The organism is Streptomyces sp. NPDC092369, assembly GCF_044755245.1.
GTDB lineage: Bacteria > Actinomycetota > Actinomycetes > Streptomycetales > Streptomycetaceae > Streptomyces.
This window is the reverse complement of sequence record NZ_JBIVQP010000008.1, coordinates 131,611-155,509: the sequence shown is the minus strand read 5'-3', so window position 1 is coordinate 155,509 and position 23,899 is coordinate 131,611. Positions and strand designations below refer to the sequence as shown.

The 23,899-nt window shown below is 71.1% G+C and carries 21 protein-coding genes; 7 read left to right on the top strand and 14 right to left on the bottom strand.

Translation table 11 applies throughout. From position 1 onward, the window contains the following. Positions 1 to 37: 37 nt before the first annotated feature. Positions 38 to 1,714: a class I adenylate-forming enzyme family protein gene (locus ACIQI8_RS38710; RefSeq protein ID WP_402361752.1), complete on the bottom strand. Its 1,677-nt coding sequence runs from the start codon at positions 1,712 to 1,714 to the stop codon at positions 38 to 40. Next, complete coding sequence (locus ACIQI8_RS38705; protein WP_402361749.1) at positions 1,711 to 2,484, bottom strand: SDR family oxidoreductase; 774 nt, start codon at positions 2,482 to 2,484, stop codon at positions 1,711 to 1,713. The genes ACIQI8_RS38710 and ACIQI8_RS38705 overlap by 4 nt, the downstream gene beginning before the upstream one ends. Before the next feature lie 298 nt (positions 2,485 to 2,782). On the opposite strand from ACIQI8_RS38705, the gene ACIQI8_RS38700 reads away from it, so the two are divergent. Next, positions 2,783 to 4,036 (top strand): exo-beta-N-acetylmuramidase NamZ domain-containing protein, encoded by a 1,254-nt coding sequence (locus ACIQI8_RS38700; RefSeq protein WP_402361746.1) that lies wholly within the window; start codon positions 2,783 to 2,785, stop codon positions 4,034 to 4,036. 81 nt (positions 4,037 to 4,117) lie between these two features. Continuing rightward, positions 4,118 to 5,452: a serine-threonine protein kinase gene (locus ACIQI8_RS38695; protein WP_402361743.1), complete on the top strand. Its 1,335-nt coding sequence runs from the start codon at positions 4,118 to 4,120 to the stop codon at positions 5,450 to 5,452. A gap of 18 nt (positions 5,453 to 5,470) precedes the next feature. On the opposite strand, the gene ACIQI8_RS38690 is transcribed toward ACIQI8_RS38695, so the two are convergent. Further along, on the bottom strand, positions 5,471 to 8,269 hold the full coding sequence (locus tag ACIQI8_RS38690; RefSeq protein ID WP_402361740.1) for a penicillin acylase family protein: 2,799 nt from the start codon (positions 8,267 to 8,269) through the stop codon (positions 5,471 to 5,473). Between the two features lie 221 nt (positions 8,270 to 8,490). On the opposite strand from ACIQI8_RS38690, the gene ACIQI8_RS38685 reads away from it, so the two are divergent. Next, positions 8,491 to 9,096 carry a hypothetical protein gene (locus tag ACIQI8_RS38685; RefSeq protein ID WP_402361737.1) on the top strand — a complete coding sequence of 202 codons (606 nt, stop codon included), beginning with the start codon at positions 8,491 to 8,493 and terminating at the stop codon, positions 9,094 to 9,096. A 138-nt stretch (positions 9,097 to 9,234) separates the two neighbouring features. Further along, positions 9,235 to 9,960 carry a 3-keto-5-aminohexanoate cleavage protein gene (locus ACIQI8_RS38680; RefSeq protein WP_402361734.1) on the top strand — a complete coding sequence of 242 codons (726 nt, stop codon included), beginning with the start codon at positions 9,235 to 9,237 and terminating at the stop codon, positions 9,958 to 9,960. Positions 9,961 to 9,999: 39 nt separating this feature from the next. On the opposite strand, the gene soxR is transcribed toward ACIQI8_RS38680, so the two are convergent. Further along, entirely contained in the window at positions 10,000 to 10,536 is a 537-nt protein-coding gene (gene soxR, locus ACIQI8_RS38675; protein WP_402361731.1) for a redox-sensitive transcriptional activator SoxR, read from the bottom strand. Positions 10,537 to 10,655: 119 nt separating this feature from the next. Between soxR and ACIQI8_RS38670 the strand changes: the two genes are divergently transcribed. Further along, positions 10,656 to 11,117, top strand: coding sequence for a MaoC family dehydratase (locus ACIQI8_RS38670; RefSeq protein WP_402361728.1), 462 nt, complete (start codon positions 10,656 to 10,658; stop codon positions 11,115 to 11,117). Positions 11,118 to 11,137: 20 nt separating this feature from the next. On the opposite strand, the gene ACIQI8_RS38665 is transcribed toward ACIQI8_RS38670, so the two are convergent. From ACIQI8_RS38665 to ACIQI8_RS38655, 3 genes are all read right to left on the bottom strand, one after another. Further along, positions 11,138 to 11,770 carry a TetR/AcrR family transcriptional regulator gene (locus ACIQI8_RS38665; protein WP_402361725.1) on the bottom strand — a complete coding sequence of 211 codons (633 nt, stop codon included), beginning with the start codon at positions 11,768 to 11,770 and terminating at the stop codon, positions 11,138 to 11,140. Between the two features lie 73 nt (positions 11,771 to 11,843). Then, entirely contained in the window at positions 11,844 to 12,089 is a 246-nt protein-coding gene (locus tag ACIQI8_RS38660) for a YiaA/YiaB family inner membrane protein (RefSeq protein WP_402361722.1), read from the bottom strand. A gap of 61 nt (positions 12,090 to 12,150) precedes the next feature. Further along, positions 12,151 to 13,302 carry an acyl-CoA dehydrogenase family protein gene (locus ACIQI8_RS38655; RefSeq protein ID WP_402362774.1) on the bottom strand — a complete coding sequence of 384 codons (1,152 nt, stop codon included), beginning with the start codon at positions 13,300 to 13,302 and terminating at the stop codon, positions 12,151 to 12,153. Between the two features lie 88 nt (positions 13,303 to 13,390). On the opposite strand from ACIQI8_RS38655, the gene ACIQI8_RS38650 reads away from it, so the two are divergent. Together ACIQI8_RS38650 and ACIQI8_RS38645 are read left to right on the top strand one after the other, a co-directional pair. Continuing rightward, positions 13,391 to 14,032 carry a TetR/AcrR family transcriptional regulator gene (locus ACIQI8_RS38650; protein ID WP_402361719.1) on the top strand — a complete coding sequence of 214 codons (642 nt, stop codon included), beginning with the start codon at positions 13,391 to 13,393 and terminating at the stop codon, positions 14,030 to 14,032. Positions 14,033 to 14,312: 280 nt separating this feature from the next. After that, positions 14,313 to 15,365: a DMT family transporter gene (locus tag ACIQI8_RS38645; RefSeq protein ID WP_402361716.1), complete on the top strand. Its 1,053-nt coding sequence runs from the start codon at positions 14,313 to 14,315 to the stop codon at positions 15,363 to 15,365. 46 nt (positions 15,366 to 15,411) lie between these two features. Here ACIQI8_RS38645 and ACIQI8_RS38640 read toward each other — a convergent pair whose 3' ends face one another. The 7 genes from ACIQI8_RS38640 to ACIQI8_RS38610 form a co-directional block, all read right to left on the bottom strand. Then, a complete protein-coding gene (locus tag ACIQI8_RS38640) occupies positions 15,412 to 16,494 on the bottom strand; it encodes a Zn-dependent alcohol dehydrogenase (protein WP_402361713.1) in 1,083 nt (360 codons plus the stop codon). A gap of 11 nt (positions 16,495 to 16,505) precedes the next feature. Next, a complete protein-coding gene (locus tag ACIQI8_RS38635) occupies positions 16,506 to 17,894 on the bottom strand; it encodes an aldehyde dehydrogenase family protein (RefSeq protein ID WP_402361711.1) in 1,389 nt (462 codons plus the stop codon). Between the two features lie 114 nt (positions 17,895 to 18,008). Further along, positions 18,009 to 19,346, bottom strand: coding sequence for an ABC transporter ATP-binding protein (locus ACIQI8_RS38630; protein ID WP_402361708.1), 1,338 nt, complete (start codon positions 19,344 to 19,346; stop codon positions 18,009 to 18,011). Positions 19,347 to 19,509: 163 nt separating this feature from the next. Next, positions 19,510 to 20,406, bottom strand: coding sequence for a class F sortase (locus ACIQI8_RS38625; protein ID WP_402361705.1), 897 nt, complete (start codon positions 20,404 to 20,406; stop codon positions 19,510 to 19,512). Further along, positions 20,393 to 21,007: a hypothetical protein gene (locus ACIQI8_RS38620; RefSeq protein WP_402361702.1), complete on the bottom strand. Its 615-nt coding sequence runs from the start codon at positions 21,005 to 21,007 to the stop codon at positions 20,393 to 20,395. Before ACIQI8_RS38620 ends, ACIQI8_RS38625 begins: the two co-directional genes overlap by 14 nt. 101 nt (positions 21,008 to 21,108) lie before the next feature. Then, positions 21,109 to 22,347, bottom strand: a complete 1,239-nt coding sequence (locus ACIQI8_RS38615) for an MFS transporter (protein WP_402362771.1) — start codon at positions 22,345 to 22,347, stop codon at positions 21,109 to 21,111. Positions 22,348 to 22,370: 23 nt separating this feature from the next. After that, positions 22,371 to 23,873 (bottom strand): CitMHS family transporter, encoded by a 1,503-nt coding sequence (locus ACIQI8_RS38610; protein WP_402361700.1) that lies wholly within the window; start codon positions 23,871 to 23,873, stop codon positions 22,371 to 22,373. Positions 23,874 to 23,899 lie beyond the last annotated feature (26 nt).

The following is a 23,899-nucleotide window of genomic DNA, read 5'->3' as shown; positions in this document are numbered from 1 at the left end:
TCTGCCGCCACCTGCCTTCCGAGCCTTGTGCTGTGTCTCAGTCTGCCTGTTCGCTGTTCTGCGCGCGGGAACGCAGTTCTCGACGGAGGATCTTGCCAGTCGCCGTCTTCGGCAGATCGGGCAGGATCTCGACCTGCCGCGGGTACTTGTAGGCGGCCAGTCTCTCCTTGCAGTACACCGCGAGTTCACCCGGGTCCGGGTCGGCGCCCGGGCGGAGGCTGATGTACGCCTTCACGGTCTCGCCGCGGTACCCGTCGGGCACCCCGACGACGGCCGCCTCGCGCACCGCCGGGTGCGTGTACAGGACGTCCTCGACCTCGCGCGGCCAGACCTTGAAGCCGGACGCGTTGATCATGTCCTTCTTGCGGTCGACGACGTAGAGCCAGCCCTGCGGGTCCATGAACCCGATGTCGCCGGTGCGCAGTTCGCCGTTCGGGAAGGTCTCGGCGGTCTCGTCCGGGCGCCGCCAGTAGCCGGGCACGACCTGCGGACCGCGCACGAGGATCTCGCCCTGCTCCCCGAAGGGCACCTCGGCGCCCTGCTCGTCGACGATCCGTACGAGCGTGTCCGGGCCCGGGACCCCCACGGCCAGCGTCCCGGAGACCGGGTCGACGGGCGCCTCCCGCTGCGGCGGGACGGAGGCGCAGGGGGCGGTGCACTCGGTGAGCCCGTAGCCGTTGCGGATGTAGGGCCCGAAGCCGGCCCGGAACTTCTCCACGAGGGCCGGCGGCACCGGGGCGCCGCCGCTGGAGATGTTCGTGAAGGAGGCGAAGTGGTCCGGGGTGGCGGCCGGGTGGGCGCCCAGCGCCATGAAGGCGGTCGAGGGGCCGACCGTGTAGAGCGGCCGGTGCTCGGCGAACGCGTCCAGGACGACCCCCGCCTCGAAGCGGTAGGTCAGCGCCAGTGTGCCGACGCTGTTGAGGCACGCGCCGAGCTGACAGACCATGCCGGTGATGTGGAACAGCGGCGCGAGCGCGTAGTAGACGGGCCCGTCCGGGAGAGCGAGCCCGGTCCGCTGCCGCTCGGCGTTGTACATGATGTTGCCGTGCGTGTTGGTGGCGCCCTTGGGAGCGCCGCTGGTGCCCGAGGTGTAGCTGATCAGCGCGATGTCGGCGGGCGCGAGGTCACGCGCGTCCGGCGCCGGGTGCCCGGCCCGCGCCACAGCGACGAGATCGTCGGCGTCGGCGGCCTGCGGCAGCCGCTCGAAGGTCAGCACGCGCGCGTCGTCACGCGTCTGGAAGTCCAGCTCGCACGCGGTCAGCGCGATCCGCACCGGCGAATCGGCGGCGGTCTCGCGCAGATACGACTCCCAGGCCCGGTCGGCGCAGATCAGCGCGGCCACCTCGCCGTCCCGCAGGACGTGGGCGACCTCCCCCGACTTGTACATGGGGTTGACCGGCACCACGATCGCGCCCGCCTTCCACGCGCCCAGCAGGGCGAGCACGAAGTGCGGGGAGTTCTGCAGCAGGACCGCCACCCGGTCGCCGCGCTCCAGACCGCGCCCGGCGAGGAATCCGGCGACCGAGTCGCTCAGTTCGTCGACCTCGCGGTAGGTGAGGCGGCCGTCGAAGTAGGCGAGGAAGTCACGGTCGGGCGCCTCCGTGACGGCCCGGCGCAGGGCGTGCACCAGGGTGTCGAGCGGGGCGATGGGGGCGCGCTGGGCGTCGTTGAGCAGCGCCACCCAGGGCTTGGCCGCGTACCCGGAGGCGGTCACCGGGTGGCCTCCCACTTCTGCTGGAGGTGGTTCATATTGGTCAGCCAGCGGTCCGGCTCGGCCGCCCTGACCTGGTAGTACTGGGCGACCTCGGGGTGCGGCAGGATCAGGAAGCGGTCTTCCTCGATGCCCTTGAGCAGCGCCGCGGCCACCTCCTCCGGTTCGATGGCCGTCGGCTTGAGGACCAGGTCGCCGGCGCTGCCGGTGGCGTCGAGCATGTCGGTGCGCACCCCCTGCGGACAGATCGCGTGGACCTTGATCCCGCGGTGCCGATAGGTCAGCGACAGATACTCGGCGAAGGCGTACGCGCCGTGCTTGGTGACGCTGTAGGGCGCGGAGCCGATCATGGTGAGCAGCCCGGCGGCCGACACGGTGGACACGAACCGTCCGCTGCCGCGCTCCAGCCAGGCCGGCAGCAGCTCGTGGGCGGCGCGGACATGGGCCATGACGTTGACGTCCCAGGACGCGGCCCAGGCGTGCTCGTCGAGCCCCGTCTCGACGTTCCCGCCCTCGAAGCCGACACCGGCGTTGGCGCAGTAGACGTCGACGCTCCCGCCGAGCGCGTCGCGGGCCGCGCCGACGATCGCGGAGGCGTCCCCCGGCACGGCGATGCCACCGATCTCGTCGGCGACGGCCTTCGCCCGCTCGCCGTCCAGGTCGTTGACGACGACCCGGGCCCCTTCCGCGGCGAACCGCCGTGCGAGCGCGGCGCCGATGCCACCCCCGGCTCCCGTCACGACCACACCGGCACCCTGAACGGCTTCCACCATCGGTCTCCTCATGACTGCGGCTCCGCTGCGCGGCCAGACTAGATGACCGCGCCTCTGTTGCGACTCCATACTAACCGGTTGGTATGTTCACGGAAGAGGGTGGAGCGGAGTCGCAATCGTCCGATCCGACGAGTTGTTCACCCTCCGCACGTCATCCCGTTCTCACAAAATGAACCCCTCATGTGCCCGAATGCCTGGCCGGGCGACCCTCGGTTCCCTTTCGGGCAGCGTCGACCATGAACTCCCGCCCCGGCGGGGACGCTTCCCCGCCGCCCGCGACGGCCCTACGGTGCACCCCATGCGCCCCTCCAGACGAGCCCTTCTCGCGGCGACCACGGCAGCAGCACTCACCTCTTCGGCGCCCCCGGCCTCCGCGTCCCCGGCAGTGGCGGCCTCCGGCCGTCGGCCACTGCGCACCGGCTTCGAACGGCTGGCCGCGTCCGGCTACACCCTGCTCGACGGCCGGCGCGTCGGCGTGGTCACCAACCCGACCGGCGTCACCCGGGACGTCCGGCACATCGTCGACGTCATGCACGCCGACGACCGGGTGGACCTGGTCGCCGTCTTCGGCCCTGAGCACGGCTTCCGCGGCACCGCCCAGGCCGGCGGCTCCGAGGGCCGCTACGACGACCCCGCGACCGGACTCCCCGTCTACGACACGTATCTGAAGAGCGGTCAGCCCCTCGCCGACGTGTTCACCGCGTCCGGCGTCGACACGGTCGTCTTCGACATCCAGGACGTCGGCGCCCGCTTCTACACGTACATCTGGACGCTCTACGACTGCATGGAGGCCGCGCAGCTGGCCGGAAAGCGGTTCGTCGTGCTGGACCGGCCGAACCCGGTGTCCGGGCGGTCCGCCCAAGGGCCCGTGCTGCACCGGGAGTTCGCGACCTTCGTCGGACGGCAGCCGATCTCGCAGGCGCACGGGATGACGGTGGCCGAGCTGGCGCGGCTGTTCAACGGGGAGTTCCTGACCGCTCCGGTGCCGCTGGAGACCGTGACGATGACGGGGTGGCAGCGGTCGGAGTTCTACGACGCCTGGTCCCTGCCGTGGGTGCCGCCCAGCCCGAACATGCCGACGCCCGACACCGCCCTGGTGTACTCGGGGACCTGTCTCTTCGAGGGCACCAACCTCTCCGAGGGGCGCGGCACCACCCGCCCCTTCGAACTGCTGGGCGCGGAGGGCGTCGACGGGCGCTGGGCGGCGGCGGTCAATGAACTCGGGCTGCCCGGTGCGCACTTCAGGGAGGCGTACTTCGCGCCGACCTTCTCCAAGTTCCAGGGCAGGACCGTCGGGGGTGTGCAGATCCATGTGCACGACCGCGCCGCGTACGACCCCGTGCGCACCGGGATCGCGCTGCTGGTGACCGCCAAGAAGGTGTGGAGCGGCTTCGGTTGGCGCTCCGACAACTGGATCGACAAGCTCACCGGCTCCACGTGGGTGCGCACGGCGATCGACGCCGGCGCGGACACCGACGAGGTGGTGGGCGGCTGGCGCCGGGAGCTCGCCGCGTTCCGAAGGACACGGAAGGAATACCTTCTCTACGGATAGGTCCCGGTGTATGGCCATCCCTCCCCTGCAGCAGGACTATGTGCGCACATAGCACCATCACGGGGGACGAAGGGAACAGCCATGGCACAACCGACCACCACACAGGCGCCGACGAGCCTGAGCCCGTACTGGGAGCTGACCTTCGACGCGGACGGGGACGTCGACGCGGACGAGCGGGATCGGCTGCTCACCGAGGTGTCCCGGCGGGGCGTCAAGGACCTGATCGTCTTCGCGCACGGCTGGAACAACGACCGCTCGACCGCCACCGCCCTCTACCACCAATTCCTCGCGCCCTGCCGGGAGTTCGCACCGAACGCGAAGATCGGGTACGTGGGCGTGGTGTGGCCGTCGATGCGGTTCTGCGACGAGCCGATCCCCGACTTCCCCAAGTCCGTGGTGGCCACGGAGGCGGAGGCGGTACCCGGTCCGGCACTCGACAAGGACACCCGGCGCGCGCTGCTGGACGCGTTCCCGGGGCGGGCCACGGTAGTTGACCAGATTGCGCGGATGCTGGACCGGCGGCCCGGGCCGGAACTGGACGAGTTCGGGCGGCTGGTGCGGCTGCTGGTCGAGGTCGCACCGGACGGCCCGCAGCCGCTGTTCGCGGCGGACACACTCGGGGAGGACGGCCCGCGGAGCGAGCCCGCGCTGCTGGCCGAGGACCCGGCGACGCTCTGCGACGAGTTCGCGCAGGCGCTGACGACCCTTCAAGCGGGCGGCGAGAGCGCCGGGTTCGCGCTGCCCAGCCCCTGGGAGGGTGCGAAGGAGTTGCTGCGGCAGGGGACGTACTACGCGATGAAGCGGCGCGCGGGGACCGTCGGTGAGCGTGGACTGGGCCCGGCGGTCGGGCAGTTGGCCAAGGCGGCGCCCACGGTGCGGGTGCATCTGGTCGGACACAGTTTCGGCGGCCGGCTGGTGTCGTTCGCGCTGCGCGGGCTGCCGGACGGGGTGCGCACGGTGAAGTCGGTGACACTGCTCCAAGGGGCCTTCTCGCACTACGCGTTCGCCGCGCGGCTGCCGCGGGACGCGCACAGGGGCGGGGTGTTGCGAGGGCAGCAGAACCGGATCGACGGCCCGCTGGTGTGCTGCTACTCGCGCTTCGACCAGGCGCTGAGCACGATGTATCCGCTGGCCTCGCGGGCGGCGCGCGAGAACAACGCGTTCGCAGGCGTCGACGTGGGGCGGGCGCTCGGCGCCGAGTGGGGGGCGATGGGCCACGACGGGGTGCAGGGCGTGCCGGGCACCCAACTCCTCGACCTCGCCGGGGCGTTGCGCGGACCGCTCGCCGCGTCGGGGTGCGTGAACGTCGACGCGGCGGCGGTCGTCAGGCGGGGCGGCCCGCCGGCCGGGGCGCACAGCGACATCGTGCACCCCGAACTGGTCCGGCTGGTACTGGCGGCGGGGCGCATTGCGTGACCCCGCCGCCACGGGGCATCAGCGGTGCGAGGTGTACTCCACGACCTGCTGGAAGGTGGGCCGGTTCTGCCAGCTGATGTTGTAGTGCTTGATGCCGCCCAGGGTGCGCTGGACGATCGAGTCGGCGCACCACTGGTCGCCCGCCGCGCACAGCGAGTCGCCCGGGTAGACGGTGGACGCGCTGGTGCCGGCCGCCGTCTTCAGGGTGCTGATGAGGATGTCCCGGCAGGCGCTGAGGCTGCCGCCGCCGCAGTACTGCTTCGCCAGCGGCCCGGACACGCTCTGTCCGAGCACCGACCGGATGTCCTTGTCGACGTAGCTCCACCAGCCGTACTGGAAGGAGCTGCCGGCGTGCGACCCGGTCGGTCCGTGCGCGGCCGACGGGGTCTCGTCGATGTAGAGGTTGCTGGTGAACTTGGTGTACAGGTCACTGCCGAGGCCGGGCTGGAACTCGGCCTTCACCAGCAGCGGCCACCAGGCGTCCAGGATGCGCACGGCGTCGGCGTTGGCGTACGTCTTGGAGCCCGCCGAGGTCTCGGTGCGCTTGCCGCCCGCCGTGAGCCAGGTCTGGAGCTTGGTGACGGCGGCGGCCGCCGTGGTGTCGGTGACCGTACTGCTGTTGATCACCTTCAGCAGGTCGGGCAGCACGTCCTCGGCGCGCAGGTCCGTGAGAGCCGCGTCGGCCATCGCCTTCACCAGCGACGTCCGGGTCACGCCGCCCGCCGCGACCAGCTTCTTCACCCGGTCGTTGAGCAGGTCGCCACGGTGCACCGAGCCGTCGCCCCAGCTCGCGGTGGTGTAGTTGAGGGCCTGTTTGTTGTTCCAGGAGATGTAGTAGTCCTGGTCGATGGAGTTGGGGTGCTGGGAGGCGGGGGTGTAGTCCGAGGTGTTGGTGGCCGGGTTCCAGTTCTGCCACTCGTAGGCCGCCTGCGCCCAGACCGGGAACTCGGTGTCGACGCCGCTCGCCCGCACCGGGTTGTTGCCGCTGTTGTAGTACGCGGTGTGCTGGGAGTCGGCGTAGAACCAGTTGAAGGTGTAGTTGATGTGCTGCGCCGCGCTCTGGAAGGTCTGCGGACTCTTCACGTAGTCAGGGTCGTTGAGCATCTGGAAGCCGATGATCGAGTCGGCCTCGTGCATGTAGGAGGAGCGCAGGGTGGTGTAGGCGACCTTCTTGCCGCCGACGGTCGCTCTGTACTCCACCGGCCCGTACTTCGTCTTCCAGACCCGCATCGTGTACGAGCCTGCCGCCGTGCCGTCGGCCGTGGTCGGCTTCCAGGCGTTCTTCTGCTCGATCTTGTCCATGGCCGTGCAGGTGCCGTGGAAGAGGTAGTGGTAGTCGTCCTGGCACAGTTCGACCGCGTAGGTGTCGATGATGTCCTGGCCGGAGGTGGTCGCGGACCACGAGTAGTCCTGGCCGCGGCCGAGTTCGACGTACATGCTCAGTCCCGCGAAGGAGGCGCCGCGGGCGCTGATGCCCGGGCCCTGGATCTCCTGGAGCATGAGCAGCTGGGGCGCGAAGTAGCCGGTCTGCGGGCCGAAGACGGCGACCGGATGGCCGCTGGCGGTGTGAGTGCCGCTGACGACAAGGGCGTTGGACATCCCGCGCTTCGCCGAGCTGAGGGCGGTCGCGGTGGCCGCCGCGGAGGCGGCGTTGGCGCTCTGACTGGCCCCGGTGCCGGTGGCGTCGTAGATCAGCGGTTCCGTGGTCACCGAGCCGGCGTCCGGCAGGGCCTGGCCCTGGGCGGTGGTGGGCTTGGTGCCGTACGGGAAGCTCGAACCGTCGTGGATGGTGAGGGCGGCCTCGGGGTCGTTGCGCTCACGGAAGGACTCCCAGACCTTGGTGCCCTCCGCCACGCCGTACTGGGACTGGGCGGCGAGCAGCGAGAGTGCGTTGTTGACCTCGCCGCCTCCGCCGGAGCCGAACAGCGAGCCGATCACGGAGGCCAGCGCGACCAGGTCGGTGAGCTTGAAGTGGTCGATGGTGCCGGCGTTGGTGATCGAGTCCTTGTGCCCGGTCAGCACGTACTCGCCGGGGAAGTACCGGCCGCTGTCGGAGGCGTCGATGTAGGCGTTGACGCCGGCGAGATAGGCGTTGGCGTCGTCGAGGGCCTGCTGCCCGCGGGCTCCGTTGTTCGCGATGACGCTGTCGATCTGCGCCTGCAGGTCCGCCTCGGAGTACGGGGCGTTGCGGTAGAACTCCTGCTCAAGGCCCTGGTTGGAGGCCACGCCGCCCGCGAAGGTGGTGAGCTGGCCGCGCCCCACGTGCCGGAAGACGTCCATCAGCCACAGCCGGTCCTCGGCCGCCGCATAGCCGGCTCCGAACTCCGTGCCGTATCTGGTGGTACCGGTGATGTGCGGAACGCCCACCTTCTTGTCGCGGACGATCTTCACGTCGGTGCGGCCCGCGGGACTCTCGGTGGAGGCGACCTGATCGGCGGCGACTCCGAACGACGCGTCGTTGAAGAAGGTGTTGATCTTCGCGTCGGTGAGGGTGGAGTACCCGGTGGCCAGGTTGTTGTAGGGCCCGAGCTGGTCCTCGGCGTGGTCGGGCTGGACGCCGAAGGCCTGGTTGAGGAGGACCTGCGCGAGCGTGGCGTTGCCGTTCTCGCCCGGCGGCAGGATGTCGGAGCACTGGCCGCCGCAGTAGTCGTTGGCGGCGAGCGTGCTGGTCGTGTCGGCGGCCTGGGCCGCCACTTGGGAAAGGGGGGACAAAAGTCCGGCAATCAGGGCGCATACGGCAGTGGTCTTCAGGAACCCAGGGAATCTGCGGGGAGTTCTCAGTCTGTCGAGCACGTTCGGTGCGGTACGCCGTGGCATGGCAGCTCCTACCGACAGGGGGGTGAGCCGGGACGTTACCGCCGGTATCCCCGGGATAGAAGATGAACATGCGTCAAGTTTTGGTTGGCCACCCTGCTTATGGAGGTCATCGGAAATCGGATGGAGCCAAATCGCGTGTCGATACGTCTACTCGGCGACGTCCATGCGACGACGCCGAAGTGACCGAAGTACAGGTGCAGGTGTGACGGAGGTGCAGGGCGATGGCAGGTTTCCGGAGTCTGGCGAGACAGGTCCGCGATCCGCGGAGCGATCTCGCACTGCGGCGCTACTCACTTCGCAAGTGCCTTGAGCGGTTCGCTCCTTACGGGCACAGAGCGACCTGGGACCATTTGTGCTCCCGGGCGGGGTTCGACCCCGAGGACCGCTCCCCCGACCCGGTGCGGCTCGTGGCCGCACTGGACGAACTGGAAGAGGCGCGTTCGGTCTGGCTGGCCTACGAGGTCGACTTCGCCGAGCGGCGCCGCAAGGAGAAGCACGACGGACTGCGCAGTCCCGGAAGCATCGACGACTGGCACCGACTGACCTGGGGAGGTTTCGGTGTCGCGTGGTGCGACGACCCGCGGGTCCACCCCCGTGAACCGCTGGCCGAAGTACTGCGCCGACTGATCTCCGCACTCGAACACGATCCGGGCTCCGGCTGCCCGGCCTGCGGCGGAGCACGTCTGACCTGGAAGTACGACCTGGACCACGAGCCCTCCACCGGTCCGGTCTGCACGCACTGCGGAATCCTCGTACCACGGCCCGTGCTCACAGCCGAGGCCCTGGCGGACGCGAGGCGCGGAAGGCTGCTGCTCGTCTCGGCCTGAGCTCGACCGGGGGTGCGCCGGGGATGCCGCGCCCCCGAAACAGTCGATCACCGAGTCGATCACCGATGAGACCCGGACCGTCCCGCTACCGAGTGCCGCCACATGTCGGTTGTCAGTGGTGGCTGGCACCATCGACCTATGGTGCAGGTGTGTCTGAACGGACCCAGGGAAGCCGCCGACGGGATCGGTGTGCCGGGGTCGCCGGAGGCGATGGGTGAGGCCGCGGAGGCGGCCGTCGTGGTCGGAGCGACGGACGTCCATGTCCACCCCAAGACCCCGTGCGGCGGCGACTCCCTGTCGCCCAGGGTGCTCGCGCCCACACTGGCCGCGATCCGGCACCGCGTGTCGGTGCCGGTCGGCGTGACCACGGGCGCCTGGGCGGAACCCGACCCGGCAACTCGGCTCGCCCGCATACGGAGTTGGGCTGCGCTGCCCGCCCTGCCCGACCACGCCTCGGTGAACTGGCACGAGGAGGGCGCGGAGGAGATCGCCGCCGCGCTGCTCGACCTCGGCGTGGGCGTCGAGGCCGGCCTCTGGTCCGGCACGGACGGGGCGGCCCGGTTCGCCGCCTCGCCGCTCGGCCCGAAGGTGCTGCGCGTGCTCGCCGAGGTGACGGACACCGACGCGGGCACGGCCGAGGCCTCGGCGCGCGCCCTGCTGGCCGACCTCGGTTCCGCGCACGGCCGCCCGGTGCTGCTGCACGGCGAGGACGGCGGCGCCTGGCCGGTGCTGCGACTGGCGGGACGACTGGGCCTCGCGACCCGGATCGGCATGGAGGACACACTGGTCCTGCCGGACGGGCAACGGGCGCGGTCCAACGCGGAGTTGGTGGCGGCGGGGCTGGTCCAGTACCGCGCCGGGTGAGGGTCGCGCCCGCAAAGAGGGCCGGGGTGCACGCCGGAGTCAGCGGCAGCTCGTCGGCTCCCCTCCCCACTCCTCTTTCCCCTCCCCTTCCCGGCGTCGCCCGCCCGTCGTCCGCGTCCCCCGGCGTTCCACCATCAGCCGGGATCCGTTCCCGCGTTCGCCGACCACGTCGTCCGGGTTGGACAGGACGCAGGTGTCGAGGGAGAGGCAGCCGCAGGCGATGCAGTCGGTGAGGTGGTCGCGCAGGCGGCCGAGTTGGCTGATGCGCTCGTCGAGTTCGGAGCGCCAGGCCTCGGAGAGGCGGGCCCAGTCCTCACGGGTGGGCGTGCGCTCCTCGGGGAGTTCGGCGAGCGCCTCGCGGATCGTGGCGAGCGGGATGCCGACCCGCTGGGCGGCCCGTACGAAGGCGACCCGGCGCAGCGCGTCACGTTGGTAGCGGCGCTGGTTGCCCGTGGTGCGGCGGCTGGTGATCAGGCCCTTGGACTCGTAGAAGTGCAGGGCGGAGACGGCGGCACCGCTGCGCGCGGCGAGTTGGCCGACCGTGAGCTCGTGGATCTTCTCGGGAATCTGAGGCACTCCTCGAACCCTACCCACCCATCCGGCGCCCGGTCCGTTGACATTGCCTCCCCGCCCGACCATGCTAAGCAGTTGCTTAGACGTTGAGGTACAGCTTGAGGTGCATGGGAGGCCGGGACATGGCAGAGCCGAGGATCTTCGCGTCCGTCGACGAGCTGAAGGCGGCGGTGGACGAGCAGTTGGGGTACACCGACTGGCTGGAGATCGACCAGAAGCGGATCGATCTGTTCGCGGACGCGACCGGCGACCACCAGTGGATCCACGTCGACCCGGAGAAGGCGGCGGCCGGGCCCTTCGGGACCACCATCGCGCACGGCTATCTGACCCTGTCCCTGCTGCCCCTCTTCGGCCCGCAGCTGATCAAGGTCGAGAACGTCACGATGGGCGTCAACTACGGCACCAACAAGGTCCGTTTCCCCGCCCCGGTCCCCGTCGGCTCCCGCGTGCGGGCCACCGCCCGGATCACCGGCGTCGACGACGTGGCCGGCGGTGTCCAGGTCTCCGTCGCCTTCACCGTGGAGCGCGAGGGCGGCGACAAGCCGGTCTGCGTGGCGGAGTCGGTGTCCCGGTACTACCTGTAGGCGCGTGCGGGCGGCGGGGGTTACTTCGGGGTGCCCGCGCCCACCATCCGCAGCACGAGGTCGGCGTAGAGCGCGCCGATCTCGTCGGGCGTCCAGCGGCCTTCGAGGCTGAACCAGCGGGCCACGTCGATGCAGAGCGACAGCACGGCGAGGGTCGTGCCCTTGACGTCCAGCACGTCGAACTCGCCGGAGTCGATGCCGTCCTCGATGATCCCGCGCACCTCGGCGTCGCACTGCCGGCGCAGCGCGAGGATCTCGGCGCGGGCCTCGGGACCGAGCGAGTCGAGCTCGTACTGCACGACCCGCGCGGTGGTGCGTCCGCCGGCGTGCCAGCCGACGAAGGAGCTGACGGCGTCCGCGAGCCGCTCGGTCGCGGTGCCCTCGCGCCGGGCCGCGGTCCGCAGGATGTCGAGGGCCTTCTCGTGGCCGATCCTGCTGATGCGGTGGAGCAGCTCTTCCTTGGTCTTGTAGTGGATGTAGAGCGCGGCCGGGCTCATCCCGGCGCGGCCCGCGATGTCGCGGGTCGTCGTGGCGTGGTACCCGCGCTCGGCGAAGGCCTCCACGGCGGCGACCAGCAGCCGCCGGGCCGCGTCGGGCGTGACCTCGCCCCAGGCCTGCGTCTCGCCGCCGGCCGTCTCCTCCGCCGTACTCATTGCTCGTAAGCCCCTCTCGATGGCAAGGGCTCCACCATACCGCCGAAGCTGAGCGAGCGCTTAGGCTGCCCGCTCAGAGCTTTTCGAACGGGTTGTACGCGGCGCGTGCCCCGTCCTGCCGGTCGCGGATCACCTTGGCGAGGGTGAAGGAGGAGGTGACCAGATACAGGACGGCGATCGCGAGGAAGGCCCGCACCCAGGCGTCGGCCTGCAGCTTGAAGATGCCGATGGCGGTCGCCGCGATGGCGACGGAGAAGGAGGCGACGGCCTGGCCGTAGAAGGCGGCCGTGTTCTGCGGTTTGCCCGATGCTTCGCTCATGGGGACAAGCGTCGGGCGATACGGCCGCCGCCACATCCGTCCGCGTACTCAGCCGACGTACTCAGAACGCCGAAATCCCCGTCAGCGCCCGGCCGATGAGCAGCTTCTGGATCTGGCTGGTGCCCTCGTAGAGGGTCATCACGCGGGCGTCGCGCAGCAGCTTGCCGACCGGGTACTCGTCGATGTAGCCGTAGCCGCCGAAGACCTGGACGGCGTTGTTGGCGGCGCGGACCGCGGCCTCGGAGGCGAAGAGCTTGGCCTTGGAGGACTCGACGGCGAAGGGCTGCCCGCGGTCGATCAGATCGGCGACCCGCCAGGTCAGCAGCCGGGCCGCGTCCACGTCGAGGGCGATGTCGCTGATCAGCTCCTGCACCAACTGGTGCTGCGCGATGGGCTTTCCGAACTGCTCGCGCTCGCCCGCGTAGCGCAGAGCCGCGTCCAGCGCGGCCTGGGCGATGCCGACGCAGCCGGCCGCGACCGACATCCGCCCCTTGGCCAGCGCCGACATCGCGACCGAGAAACCCTTGCCCTCGGGAGCGAGCATCGCGGAGGCGGGGACACGGACGTCGTCGAGGACCAGTTCGGCGGTGGCCTGGCCGCGCAGACCGAGCTTGCCGTGGATGGTGCGGCGGGTGAGACCGGGGGTGTCCGTCGGTACGAGGAAGGCGGAGACGCCCTTGTGTCCTGGGGCATCGGTCGAGCGCGCGAAGAGGAGCACGACGTCGGCCCAGGTCCCGTTGGTGATGAACATCTTGGTGCCGTTGATGACGTAGTAGTCGCCGTCACGGACCGCCCGGGTGGTGAGGTTGCCGGCGTCCGAGCCGGTGCCCGGCTCGGTCAGGCCGAAGCAGCCGACGTACTCGCCGGAGGTGAGCCCCGGCAGCCACCGCCGCTTCTGCTCCTCGCTCCCCCAGGCCGCGACCGACTTGGCGACCAGGCCGAGCGAGACGGACACGATCCCGCGCACGGACGAGTCGCCGCGCCCCAGCTCCTCGGTGACCAGGCAGTACGCGAGGTGGTCACCACCGGAGCCGCCGTACTCCTCGTCGACGGTGAGGCCCAGGAAGCCGACCTCGCCGAGCTTCTTCACGATTCCCCGGTCGACCTCCTCGGCGCGGTCCCAGTCGACGACGTGCGGGGCGATCTCGCGGGCCACGAAGTCCCGCGCGAGCTGCCGAACGGCCTCCTGCTCCTCGCTGAGCCCCAGGTTCACCACGAGATCACCCCAAAGAAACGGACCTTGAAGACGTCCACTTAAATTAGCACTGCTAGTTTCCGATCGCAGCCCTACTATGTGCGCCATGGCCCGACCGCGCAAGCCCCTCCTCAGCACCGACCGGATCGTCGAGACGGCGCGCGCGCTGGTGGACGCGGAGGGCCTCGCGGCCGTTTCCACGCGCCGGCTCGCGGCCGAGCTCGGGGTGAGCGGGCCCTCGCTCTACAACCACTTCCGCACCAAGGACGAGATCCTCGAAGCGGTCGCCGACTCGGTGAGCGCGCAGGTGGATCTGTCGATGTTCGAGGACGGGCGGGAGTGGCGGACCGCGCTGCACGACTGGGCGGTGTCCTATCGCGGTGCGCTGCGCGACCATCCGAACATCGTGCCCGTCCTCGCGACCGGGCCCGGGCGGCGGCCGGCGGGACTGCGGCTCGCCGACGCGGTGTACGGGGGGATGGTGGCGGCGGGGTGGCCGGCGGCGCAGGCGACGTCGATCGGGGCGTTGATGCGGTACTTCATCATGGGATCGGCGTTGGGGTCGTTCGCGGGGGGATTCGTGGACGACGCCAGTGCGTACGACCCGGCCAGCTATCCCCACCTGGGGCAGGCGCACTTGCTCGCGGAGCAGCAGGAGAAGATCGATCAGCGGGCGTTCGAGACGGGGCTCACTGCGTTGCTCGACGGGTTGGCGGGGCAGTTCGAGGAGGTTCGGCGGGCCGGGTAGGGCGGCTACCGAACATCGATACAGCCCCGCGCCCCTTTACGGCATACGCTCCCCGGCCTCAAGAGGTGCTGTTGTATGCCCTGGGTAGGTACGCCCAGACCACCCAGTTCGGGGCGTCCACGACCTCTGTGATTCTTAGGTCCACCGCGACGCTGCACAGGACGTACGCGTCGATCGGGGACAGTTAGACCCGGTCCCAGTCGAAACCCGCGGACCGCTTGCGAGCCTCGCGTCCGATTTCCGCCAGCGGGGTACGCACGTCACTGCCTAACCTCGGGGCATGAAGAAGCCACCTCGTCTTGCCGGAGCGACCGCTGCCGCCGCCGCGGTCGTCACCGTTGTGCTGTGGGCCTCCGCCTTCGTGTCGATCCGCAGTGCGGGGGACGCCTACTCGCCGGGGGCGCTGGCCCTGGGGCGGTTGCTCAGTGGGGTGGTGGCGCTGGGGATCCTGTGGGGCGTACGGCGGGAGGGGCTGCCCCCGCGGTCCGCGTGGCGTGGGATCGCGATATCGGGCGTGCTGTGGTTCGGGTTCTACATGGTCGTCCTGAACTGGGGTGAGCAGCAGGTCGACGCCGGCACCGCCGCTCTTGTCGTGAACATCGGGCCCATCCTCATCGCCCTGCTCGGCTCCCGGCTGCTGGGTGACGCGATGCCGCCGCGGCTGCTGGCGGGGATGGCGGTGTCGTTCGCCGGTGCGGTGACCGTGGGCCTGTCGATGTCGGGCCAGGGCGGTTCGTCCGTGCTCGGGGTGGTGCTGTGTCTGCTCGCGGCGGTCGCGTACGCCGGTGGGGTCGTCGCCCAGAAGCCGGCCCTCGCCCAGGCGAGCGCGCTCCAGGTGACGACGTTCGGGTGCCTCATCGGGGCGGTGGTCTGCCTGCCGTTCGCCGGACAGCTCGTCCAGCAGGCGGCCGACGCGCCCGTCTCCGCCACGCTCAACATGGTGTATCTGGGCGTCTTCCCGACCGCCCTCGCCTTCACGACCTGGGCGTACGCACTGGCCCGGACGACCGCCAGCAAAATGGGCGCGACCACGTACGCGGTGCCCGCGCTGGTCGTCCTGATGTCGTGGCTGGCGCTCGGCGAGGTGCCGGGGCTGCTGACGCTGGCGGGCGGGGCACTGTGTCTGGCGGGTGTGGCGGTGTCCCGGTCCCGGGCTCGGTCGAGGACCGCGGCGGCGGAGGTCGAGGCGGCGGGGGTGACTCCGGTGGTCGTGACCGAGCCGGGGGCGACTGGCGCGGATGTGGTCTCGGCCGAGCCGGGAGCGACTGGCGCGAGAGCGACTGTGGTGGTCTCGGCCGAGCCGCCCTCCGAGGACGTGTCCGTCAAGAAGTGACCGGCGTCCGGTCGCCCTCCCAAGGGCGACCGGCCCACCGTCGCCCTCAGAACGTGACCAGCGCCCGGCCGCCCTTCCCCGCCAGCATGTTCTCGAAGGCCGCGGGGATGCCGTCCAGAGCGATCCGTTCCGTGACCAGCGCGCCCAGGTCGAGGCGGCCCGCGCGAACGTGGTCGGCCAGGACCGGCAGGTCCTTCGCCGGGTCGGAGTTGCCGTAGACGCAGCCGGTCAACGTCCGTCCCCAGTGGAATAGTTCGAGGGCGTTGAAGGTGACCTGCTGGTCCTTGCCGCCGATGCCGACCACCGTGGTGCGGCCGCCGCGGCGGGTGGAGTCCCAGGCGGCGCGGATGGTTGTGGCGCGGCCCACGCACTCGATCGCCACATCGACTCCCTGTCTGCCGGTGAGGGCGCGGATCTCGCGAGCCGTGGTGTCGGAGGCGAGGACGTAGTCCGTGGCGCCCGCGGCTCGCGCCAACTCCTCCTTCTCCGGGGAGACATCGACGGCCACGATCCGCGAGGCGCCCGCGATCCGGGCGCCCTGAAGCGCGGCGAGGCCCACTCCCCCGACGCCGTACACCGCCACCGTCTCGCCCTGCCGGACCCGGGCCGAGTGGTGGACGGCTCCGTAGCCGGTGAGGACGGCGCAGCCGAGGAGGGCCGCGTCGGTCAACGGGATGCCGTCCGGGAGGGGCAGGACACACGCGGCGGATACGACCGTCTCCTCGGCGAACGCCGCGACGTTCAGGCCGGGGTGGAGGTCTGAGCCGTCGGCCGCGCGGTGGGCGTAGACGTCGGCGGCGCCGTTGAGGGCGTTGGCGCACAGCCACACCTCGCCGAGCGAGCAGGCGTGGCAACTACCGCAGGACGGAGCCCAGTTGAGGACGACCTCGGCGCCGGGCGAGACGTGCGTGACGCCCTCGCCGACGGCCAGGACCGTGCCGGCGCCCTCGTGGCCGAGCACGGCGGGGACCGGCACGCGCATGGTGCCGTCGGACAGGGACAGGTCGGAGTGGCAGACGCCGGCGGCGGCGAGGCGGATGCGGACCTGGCCGGGGCCGGGATCGGGAAGGTCGATGTCCGTGATCTCCAGGGGAGCGCCCACGGCGGGCAGGACTGCGGCGCGAACCACGTGAACTCTCCTCAGAACTGGAGGGACTTGGTCTGGAGGTACTCGGACAGGCCGTGCGTGCCGAGTTCACGGCCGATGCCCGACTGCTTGTAACCGCCGAAGGGGGCGAGGGGGTTGAAGCGGCCGCCGTTGATGTCGACCTGCCCGGTCTCCATGCGGCGCGCGAAGGCGACGGCCTCGGCCTCGTCGCCGGCCCAGACGGCGCCCGCGAGGCCGTAGACCGTGCCGTTGGCGATGCGCAGGGCGTCCTCCTCGTCCTCGTAGCGCAGGACGGACAGGACCGGGCCGAAGATCTCCTCCTGGGCGATGGTCATGTCCGGGGTGACGTCCGCGAAGACGGTCGGGCTGACGAAGTAGCCCTGTCCGCGCGGTGATTCGGGGCCGCCGGCGACCAGGCGGGCGCCTTCCGCGATCCCGGTCTCGATGTAACTCCGCACCCGGGCCTGCTGCTTGGCGTTCACGACCGGGCCGATGCGCTCGCCGTACTTGGCGGCGGCCGTGGCGGCCAGACCCACCGCTTCCTCGTACTGGTCCCGGTGCACCAGCATCCGCGTCCAAGCGCTGCACGTCTGGCCCGAGTTGGACATCACGTTGGCGACACCGACGTTGACCGCCTTGGCGAGGTCCGCGCTCGGCAGGATGACGTTGGCGGACTTGCCGCCCAGTTCCAGGGCGACCTTCTTGATGGCGGCGCCCGCGATCGCGCCGATCTGCCGGCCGACGGCGGTGGAGCCGGTGAAGGAGACCAGGTCGACGCCGGGGTGCTCGGCGAGGGCCTGTCCGGCGACCGGGCCGAGGCCGGTGACCAGGTTGAAGACGCCCGCGGGGACGCCCGCCTCGTGGACCGCCTCGGCGAAGAGCTGGGCGGTCAGCGGGGTGTCCTCGGCGGGCTTCAGGACGACCGCGCAGCCGGCCGCGAGCGCGGGGGCGACCTTGGCGACGATCTGGTGCAGGGGGTAGTTCCAGGGCGTGATCGCGCCCACCACACCGACCGGCTCCAGGTGCACGGTGGAGTTCCCGGCCTTCTCCTCGAAGGCGTGGGTCGCGGCCAGTTCGGCGTACGAGCCCGCTACCGCGATCGGCACGGACGCGTGGACCGCCTGCGAGAACGCGAGGGGCGAGCCCAGTTCGGCGGTGACCGTCTCGGCGATCTCGTCCTTGCGGGCGGCCAGCACGTCCCGGAGGGCGGCGAGGCGGGCGGCCCGCTCGGCGGGCGGGGTCGCGGCCCAGCCGGGGAGGGCGGCACGGGCGGCCCGTACGGCCGTGTCGACGTCGTACGCCGTGCCCGCGGGGACCCTGCCGACGATCTCCTCGTCGACCGGGTTCACCACCTCGATCGTGTCCGGGCCGGCGGCGGGGCGCCAGGCACCGTCGATGTACATGCCGTCGTGTGCCTTCATCCTGCGTCCTCCCGGGCGGGCCACTTCGTCGTCCGGCTCATAAACTAGCGACGTTAGTTTTCAGGCGCCAGACGGCGGACCGTCGGAAGGCTCGCGCACTCTCCCTGCCAGGAGTCATTCGTCCAAGTCCGGCAGGCGGGCCGGGGCCGGGCAGATGCGTTCGCCGTGCTGGTCGAAGACGAACAGGTGGGCGATGTCGACGAGGAGCGGGACCTGCATGCCGTAGCGGAGGTCGATGTCGGGGGTGGTGCGGACGACCATGTCGCCGGGGAGGCGGCCGTCGGCGGGGGCGGCGCCCTGGTCCGAGGGGTCGTCGTCCAGGACCACGACCCGGCCGGCGCGCAGACCTTCCGCCCGGTCCCGCAGCCGCCCCAGCACCGACTGGCCCTCGCGGCGACGGCGTCTGGAGGGGCGGGGAGCCGGGCGCGGAGCCTCCAGGTCGGGCACGAAGGCGGGCCGGGAGCCGGTGTTGAAGTGGACGAGGACCTCGTGTCCCTGGAACTCCACGTGCTCCACGAGACCGGTGAGCACCACCTCGCCGGGCCGCGCGGCCTCCCGCTTGGCGATCCGCACGGCCTCCGAACGCAGCCCGACGATCACCTCGCGCCCTTGCTGCACGCGCAGCAACTGGTGGTCCAGGGACAGGGGTTCGGGCAGCCGCAGGAACTGCTTGCCGAGGCTGATGGTCATCGCGCCGTCGAGCGGGGCGCGCACGAGTCCGCGCAGCAGGTTGATGCGCGGGGTGCCGATGAAGGCGGCGACGAAGACGTTGCGGGGCAGGGCATAGACCGAGCGCGGGGTGCCCACCTGCTGGAGCACCCCGCCGCGCAGCACGGCGACCCGGTCGCCGAGCGACATGGCCTCGGCCTGGTCGTGGGTGACGTAGACCGTGGTGACGCCCAACTCCCGGGTCAGCTTGGATATTTCGGCGCGTAGGCGGTTGCGGAGCTTGGCGTCGAGGTTGGAGAGCGGTTCGTCCATCAGGAAGACGGAGGGGTGGCGGGCGATGGCCCGGCCCATGGCGACGCGCTGGCGTTCGCCGCCGGAGAGCTGGCTGGGGTAGCGGTCGAGGAGGTCCTCGATGCCGAGCATGCGGGCGGTGGCGTCGACGCGGGGGCCGGGGTCCTCACCCCGGTTCTCGACGCGGAGCGGGAAGCCGATGTTGCCGCGGCTCGTCATGTTCGGGTAGAGCGCGAAGTTCTGGAACACCATCGCCATGTTCCGCTCGTACGGGAACAGGTGGTTGGACTGCTGTCCGTCCAGCAGCAGCCGGCCCTCGGTGATCTCCTCCAGACCGGCGATCATCCTGAGCACGGTGGACTTTCCGCAGCCGGAGGGCCCGAGCAGGACGAGGAACTCACCCGGCGCGATGTCCAACGTCAGCCGGTCCACCACCCGGACACCTCGGGTGTAGGACTTGCTCACGTCGAGCAGGGAGATGGCGCGTGTCATTTCGGGTGCCCCCGGGGGCTGCGTCAGGCGCTGGTGCTCCGCGGTCCGACGCCCCGAGCGGGTCGCGCGGGGCCTGTGAGTCACGGAAGCTAACGGAATGTGCGCGGCCGGGGGAAGACTTCGGGAAGTCCGGTTCAGTACGTGAGAAAGTGGACGATCCTCTTCAGTGCCCGGCGCGGGGTGCGCGGGCCTTGGTGAGATGGGCGAACACGACGGTGTTGCCCGCGTAGCCGGTACGGCGGTCGAAGGCGCCGCCACAGGTGATCAGCCGGAGTTCCGGGCGCCTGCGGGCGCCGTACACCTCCTCGTTGGGGAAGTGGGCCTTCTGGTACGTCCGCACCGCGTCGACCACGTAGACAGCGGTACGCCCGTCCGCGCGGCGGATCCCGACGAGGTGGCCGGGGTCGAGTTCGTTCAGGCCGGCGAAGACGGCGGGGCCGGTGTCCGTGTCCAGGTGGCCGACGAGCACGGTGGTTCCCTGCTCGCCGGGAGAGGGACCGCCGCGGTACCAGCCCACCTGGTCGGCGTGGTTCTCCGGAGGCGTGGTGAGCCTGCGGTCGCGGTCGAGCCCGAGGCCGATGACATCGGCGTCGACGCCGATGTAGGGGATGACGATCCGGGTCGGACGGGAGCGCGGCAGCGGGCGGAGCGGTGCGGGCCGGGCGGGACGTGCTCGGGGACGAGGAGAGGAGGGGCGCGCCCTGGTGGGTCCGGACGACGAAGGGTGCGCACCGGTGGGCTTGGACGGGGAGGAGCGCGCATCGGCGGGCCCAGGCTGGGAGGGGCGCGCCCCGGGAGGTCTGACCGGAGAGGGATGCGCGTGGGTGACCCTGGGCGAGGAGGGGCGCGCGTCGGTGGTGCGGGGTCCGGCCTCGGTGGCGGGGCCGGCCGGGGCGCCGTTCGCGGCGGTCGCCGCGCCGGGCGCCCCGGCCTGGGGGTCCTTGCTCCACCAGACGCCGCCCACCACGAGCGCGACGGTCAGGACGACCGTCCGCGTCAGGCGGTAGGCGCGCGTCCGGTACCAGGGCCTGCGCCTGCGCGGATGCCTACGCCGCGCCATGCGGGCGGCGACGGAGCCGCAGCCAGACCGTTCCGGCGACGGCGGCCAGGCCGACGGCCGCGGCACCGGCGACCGGGCCGATCGCGGCGTCACGGGCGAGCCCGCCACCGCCGGCCGGGGGGCCGCCATGGGGCCCGCCGGGACCGCCGGGCGTGCTGGGCGTGGGCTGGGGGGACGCGCAGTCGACCTTGAACACCTTCTGCTTGCCGGTGCCGTGGCCCAGGTCGGTCCGCCAGGTCAGCTTGTACATCCCGTTGGGCAGCCCGAGGGGCAGGCTGTGGGCCGTGCCGTCCGTCGCGATGGTGATCTCGCCGTCGAGGTGACCGGGCCCCGCGCCCGGCCCGTTGGACTGCGGGTCGATGCTCCAGGTGACGTGCTCGGCCGGGTCGAAGTCGAAGGCCGCGAGGTAGAAGTCGCAGACCTTCGGCTCGTTGCTCCGGTCGGTGAAGAGGGTGCCCACCTGGTGGATCTTGACATCGCCGTTGTCGCCGGGAGGGGCCGCCAGGGCGGGTGAGCCGAGGAGAGCGCTCCCCGCGAGGGTCAGGGCGGCGAGGGCTGCGGTGCGCGCTCCGCCGCGGGACGGCGGGGACGTGGTGGACATACGGGCTCCTCCGAGTCAGATGATTTTCATACAAATCATGTTTCATCCGACTCTCTTTCACATCCGCCGCACGGAACGTTGGCGCATCGCCCGACGCTCCGTCAGATATCGCCCTTTCGGCCCACGGCGGACTGCGGTCGGCGGCCCCCGGTGGCCTTCCTTCGTGCCTCCGCAGGCTTGCCCGGCGACCGCAGCGCGACCGCCGAGGACACCAGGAGCAGGCCGCCCAGCATCACGAAGGGGGCCGCCACGCCCGCGACTCCGGCGACCAGGCCCGCCGCCGCGGGGGCCGCGACCTGGCCGAGGCGGTTGCCGGTCAGGCGGAGGGCGAGGGCGGTGGAGCGGGCCGCGTCGGGGGCGGCCTGGACGACCGTCGTCATGGACAGCGGCTGGCCCACGCCCAGGCAGAAGCCCAGGGCCGCGAGCATCAGGCCGATGGCCCACACCGGCAACGGCAGCGCGATGCCCGCGCACAACACGCCCGCCAGCAGGCAGGTCGCGGTCAACAGGGCCGCCCTGCCAAGGAGTTGGAGCAGCGGGGTGAGGACGAGCCGGCAGGCGATGGTGGCCGCCGCCCGGATACTGAGCAGGACGCCGATCACGGAGGGCGCGATGCCCCGGTGCTCGCCGACCACCGGGAGGTAGGCGGTGAGGATGTCGGTCGCGGACAGCACGGAGAGGCTGACGAAGATACCCGCGGGGACTCCCCGGGCGCCCAGGATGCTCCGCATGGGCACGCGATCGCCCTGCTGGGTACGGGAGTTGACGACCGTACGGTCCTCGATGCGCCACAGCGACGTGAACGACACGGCGGCGCCCGCGCCCGCGACGAGCAGGGCGAGCGCGCTGGTGCGGGCCATGTCGGAGCCGCCGATCAGGGCGCCCGCGGCGATGGGGCCGATGAGCTGGCCGAGGGAGGCGCCGATGGTGAAGTGGCCGAAGTTGCGGTCCTGTTCGTGCGGGGCGGACTGACGGGCGACCAGCGACTGGGCGCCGATCACGAAGCAGAGGTGGCCCAGGCCCATCACCCCGCTCCAGATCGCCATCGCCCAGAGGGAGTTGGCCAGTCCGCTCAGCGCGCAGCCGCCGGCGATCAGGACCACGCCGACGGGCAGCAGGGGTGCGCAGCGGCCGTGGTCGGTGCGGCGGCCGAGCGGGACGGCGGCGAAGAGCGGGAGCAGGGCGTACACGCCCGCGATGACGCCGATCGCCCGCTCGTCCGCGCCGAGTGCGAGGGCCCGGTAGGACACCGCGGGCCGGGCCATCGACACCGCCCCCTGCGCGAAGCTGAAGGCGATGACGAGGCGCAGCAGCCAGCCCCGGTTCGTGCCGGACCCCATGGTCACGTCCTCCGTCACGTGGGTCAGATGATCCCGAACAGGATCCCTGCCCCGAGCACCACCAGCGATGTCAGGGCCGCCCACTTGACCACGAACCTGGTGTGGTCGCCGAACTCGACCTTCGCCATGCCGACCAGGACGTACACGGCCGGCACCAACGGGCTGGACATGTGCAGCGGCTGGCCGACCAGCGAGGCGCGGGCGATCTCCAGGGTCGAGACGCCGTGCGCGTTGCCAGCCTCGGCGAGCACCGGGACGATGCCGAAGTAGAAGCCGTCGTTGGACATGAAGTACGTGAGCGGGATGCTCAGTACGCCGGTGACGAAGGCCATGTGCGGGCCCATGCCGTCGGGGATGTTGTCGACCAGCCAGGTGGCCATGTGGTCGACCATGCCGGTGCCCTGGAGGACGCCGGTGAAGACGGCGGCGGCGAAGACCATGCCGGAGACGTTGAGGACGTTCTCGGCGTGGGCGCCGAGGCGGGCCCTCTGGTCGGGCATGTGGGGGAAGTTCACGGTCAGGGCGAGAGCGGCGCCGAGCAGGAAGAGGACCGGGATCGGCAGCCACTCCATGATCATGGCGGTGAGCAGCGTGACCGTGAGCAGCGCGTTGAACCAGTAGAGCTTGGGGCGCAGGGTGGCCCGGTGGGGGTCGAGACCCTGGAACCCGTCGTCCTCGTCGGGCAGTTCGGCGTCCGTGCCGGAGCCGGCAGCGCCTGTGCGCTTGATGAACTTGCCGGAGCCGGAGCCGGAGTCGACACCAGCAGCAGCACCAGCACCAGCACCCGAGCCGGCGCCCACCAGGACCGTCTCGGTCTCCTTCTCCTCGACCTCCCTCCCGACCTTCTCCCCGACCTTCTCCCCGACCCTCTCCACGGTCTTCTCGTCGACCAGCACCTCGTCCAGCGTCAGCACCCCGAGCCGCTTCCGCTCGCGCCGTCCGAGGACGTACGAGAGGGCGATGACGAAGACCAGGCCCACGGCGAGCGCCGGGATCATGGGGACGAAGATGTCGCCGGCGTCGACCTTCAGCGCGGTGGCGGCGCGGGCCGTCGGGCCGCCCCAAGGGAGCGTGTTCATCACGCCGTTGGCCATCGCGGCGACACCGGTCATCACGACCAGGCTCATCTTCAGGCGCTTGTAGAGCGGGTACATCGCCGAGACGGTGATCATGAAGGTGGTCGAGCCGTCGCCGTCGAGGGAGACGATCGCGGCGAGGACGGCCGTGCCGACGACGATCCGCATCGGGTCTGCCTTGCAGAACTTCAGGATCCCGCGAACGATCGGGTCGAAGAGGCCGACGTCGATCATCACGCCGAAGTAGACGATCGCGAACATGAGCATCGCCGCGGTGGGGGCGAGGCTGGTGACGCCGTCGATGACGTAGTCGCCGAGGTGGGCGCCCTTGCCGACGAAGACGCAGAACAGCGCCGGGATCAGCACGAGCGCCGCGATCGGCGACATCTTCTTCAGCATGATCAGGACCAGGAAGGTCGCGATCATGGTGAAGCCGAGGATGGTCAGCATGTGTGGATACCTAACGTTCGCCCTTG

Bases quoted from the DNA above. Each gene is read 5' to 3' on its own strand.
- ACIQI8_RS38705 (WP_402361749.1), bottom strand. From the start codon at position 2,484: ATGGTGGAAGCCGTTCAGGGTGCCGGTGTGGTCGTGACGGGAGCCGGG.
- ACIQI8_RS38700 (WP_402361746.1), top strand. From the start codon at position 2,783: ATGCGCCCCTCCAGACGAGCCCTTCTCGCGGCGACCACGGCAGCAGCA.
- ACIQI8_RS38695 (WP_402361743.1), top strand. From the start codon at position 4,118: ATGGCACAACCGACCACCACACAGGCGCCGACGAGCCTGAGCCCGTAC.
- ACIQI8_RS38690 (WP_402361740.1), bottom strand. From the start codon at position 8,269: ATGCCACGGCGTACCGCACCGAACGTGCTCGACAGACTGAGAACTCCC.
- ACIQI8_RS38685 (WP_402361737.1), top strand. From the start codon at position 8,491: ATGGCAGGTTTCCGGAGTCTGGCGAGACAGGTCCGCGATCCGCGGAGC.
- ACIQI8_RS38680 (WP_402361734.1), top strand. From the start codon at position 9,235: ATGGTGCAGGTGTGTCTGAACGGACCCAGGGAAGCCGCCGACGGGATC.
- ACIQI8_RS38670 (WP_402361728.1), top strand. From the start codon at position 10,656: ATGGCAGAGCCGAGGATCTTCGCGTCCGTCGACGAGCTGAAGGCGGCG.
- ACIQI8_RS38665 (WP_402361725.1), bottom strand. From the start codon at position 11,770: ATGAGTACGGCGGAGGAGACGGCCGGCGGCGAGACGCAGGCCTGGGGC.
- ACIQI8_RS38660 (WP_402361722.1), bottom strand. From the start codon at position 12,089: ATGAGCGAAGCATCGGGCAAACCGCAGAACACGGCCGCCTTCTACGGC.
- ACIQI8_RS38650 (WP_402361719.1), top strand. From the start codon at position 13,391: ATGGCCCGACCGCGCAAGCCCCTCCTCAGCACCGACCGGATCGTCGAG.
- ACIQI8_RS38645 (WP_402361716.1), top strand. From the start codon at position 14,313: ATGAAGAAGCCACCTCGTCTTGCCGGAGCGACCGCTGCCGCCGCCGCG.
- ACIQI8_RS38635 (WP_402361711.1), bottom strand. From the start codon at position 17,894: ATGAAGGCACACGACGGCATGTACATCGACGGTGCCTGGCGCCCCGCC.
- ACIQI8_RS38630 (WP_402361708.1), bottom strand. From the start codon at position 19,346: ATGACACGCGCCATCTCCCTGCTCGACGTGAGCAAGTCCTACACCCGA.
- ACIQI8_RS38625 (WP_402361705.1), bottom strand. From the start codon at position 20,406: ATGGCGCGGCGTAGGCATCCGCGCAGGCGCAGGCCCTGGTACCGGACG.
- ACIQI8_RS38620 (WP_402361702.1), bottom strand. From the start codon at position 21,007: ATGTCCACCACGTCCCCGCCGTCCCGCGGCGGAGCGCGCACCGCAGCC.
- ACIQI8_RS38615 (WP_402362771.1), bottom strand. From the start codon at position 22,347: ATGGGGTCCGGCACGAACCGGGGCTGGCTGCTGCGCCTCGTCATCGCC.
- ACIQI8_RS38610 (WP_402361700.1), bottom strand. From the start codon at position 23,873: ATGCTGACCATCCTCGGCTTCACCATGATCGCGACCTTCCTGGTCCTG.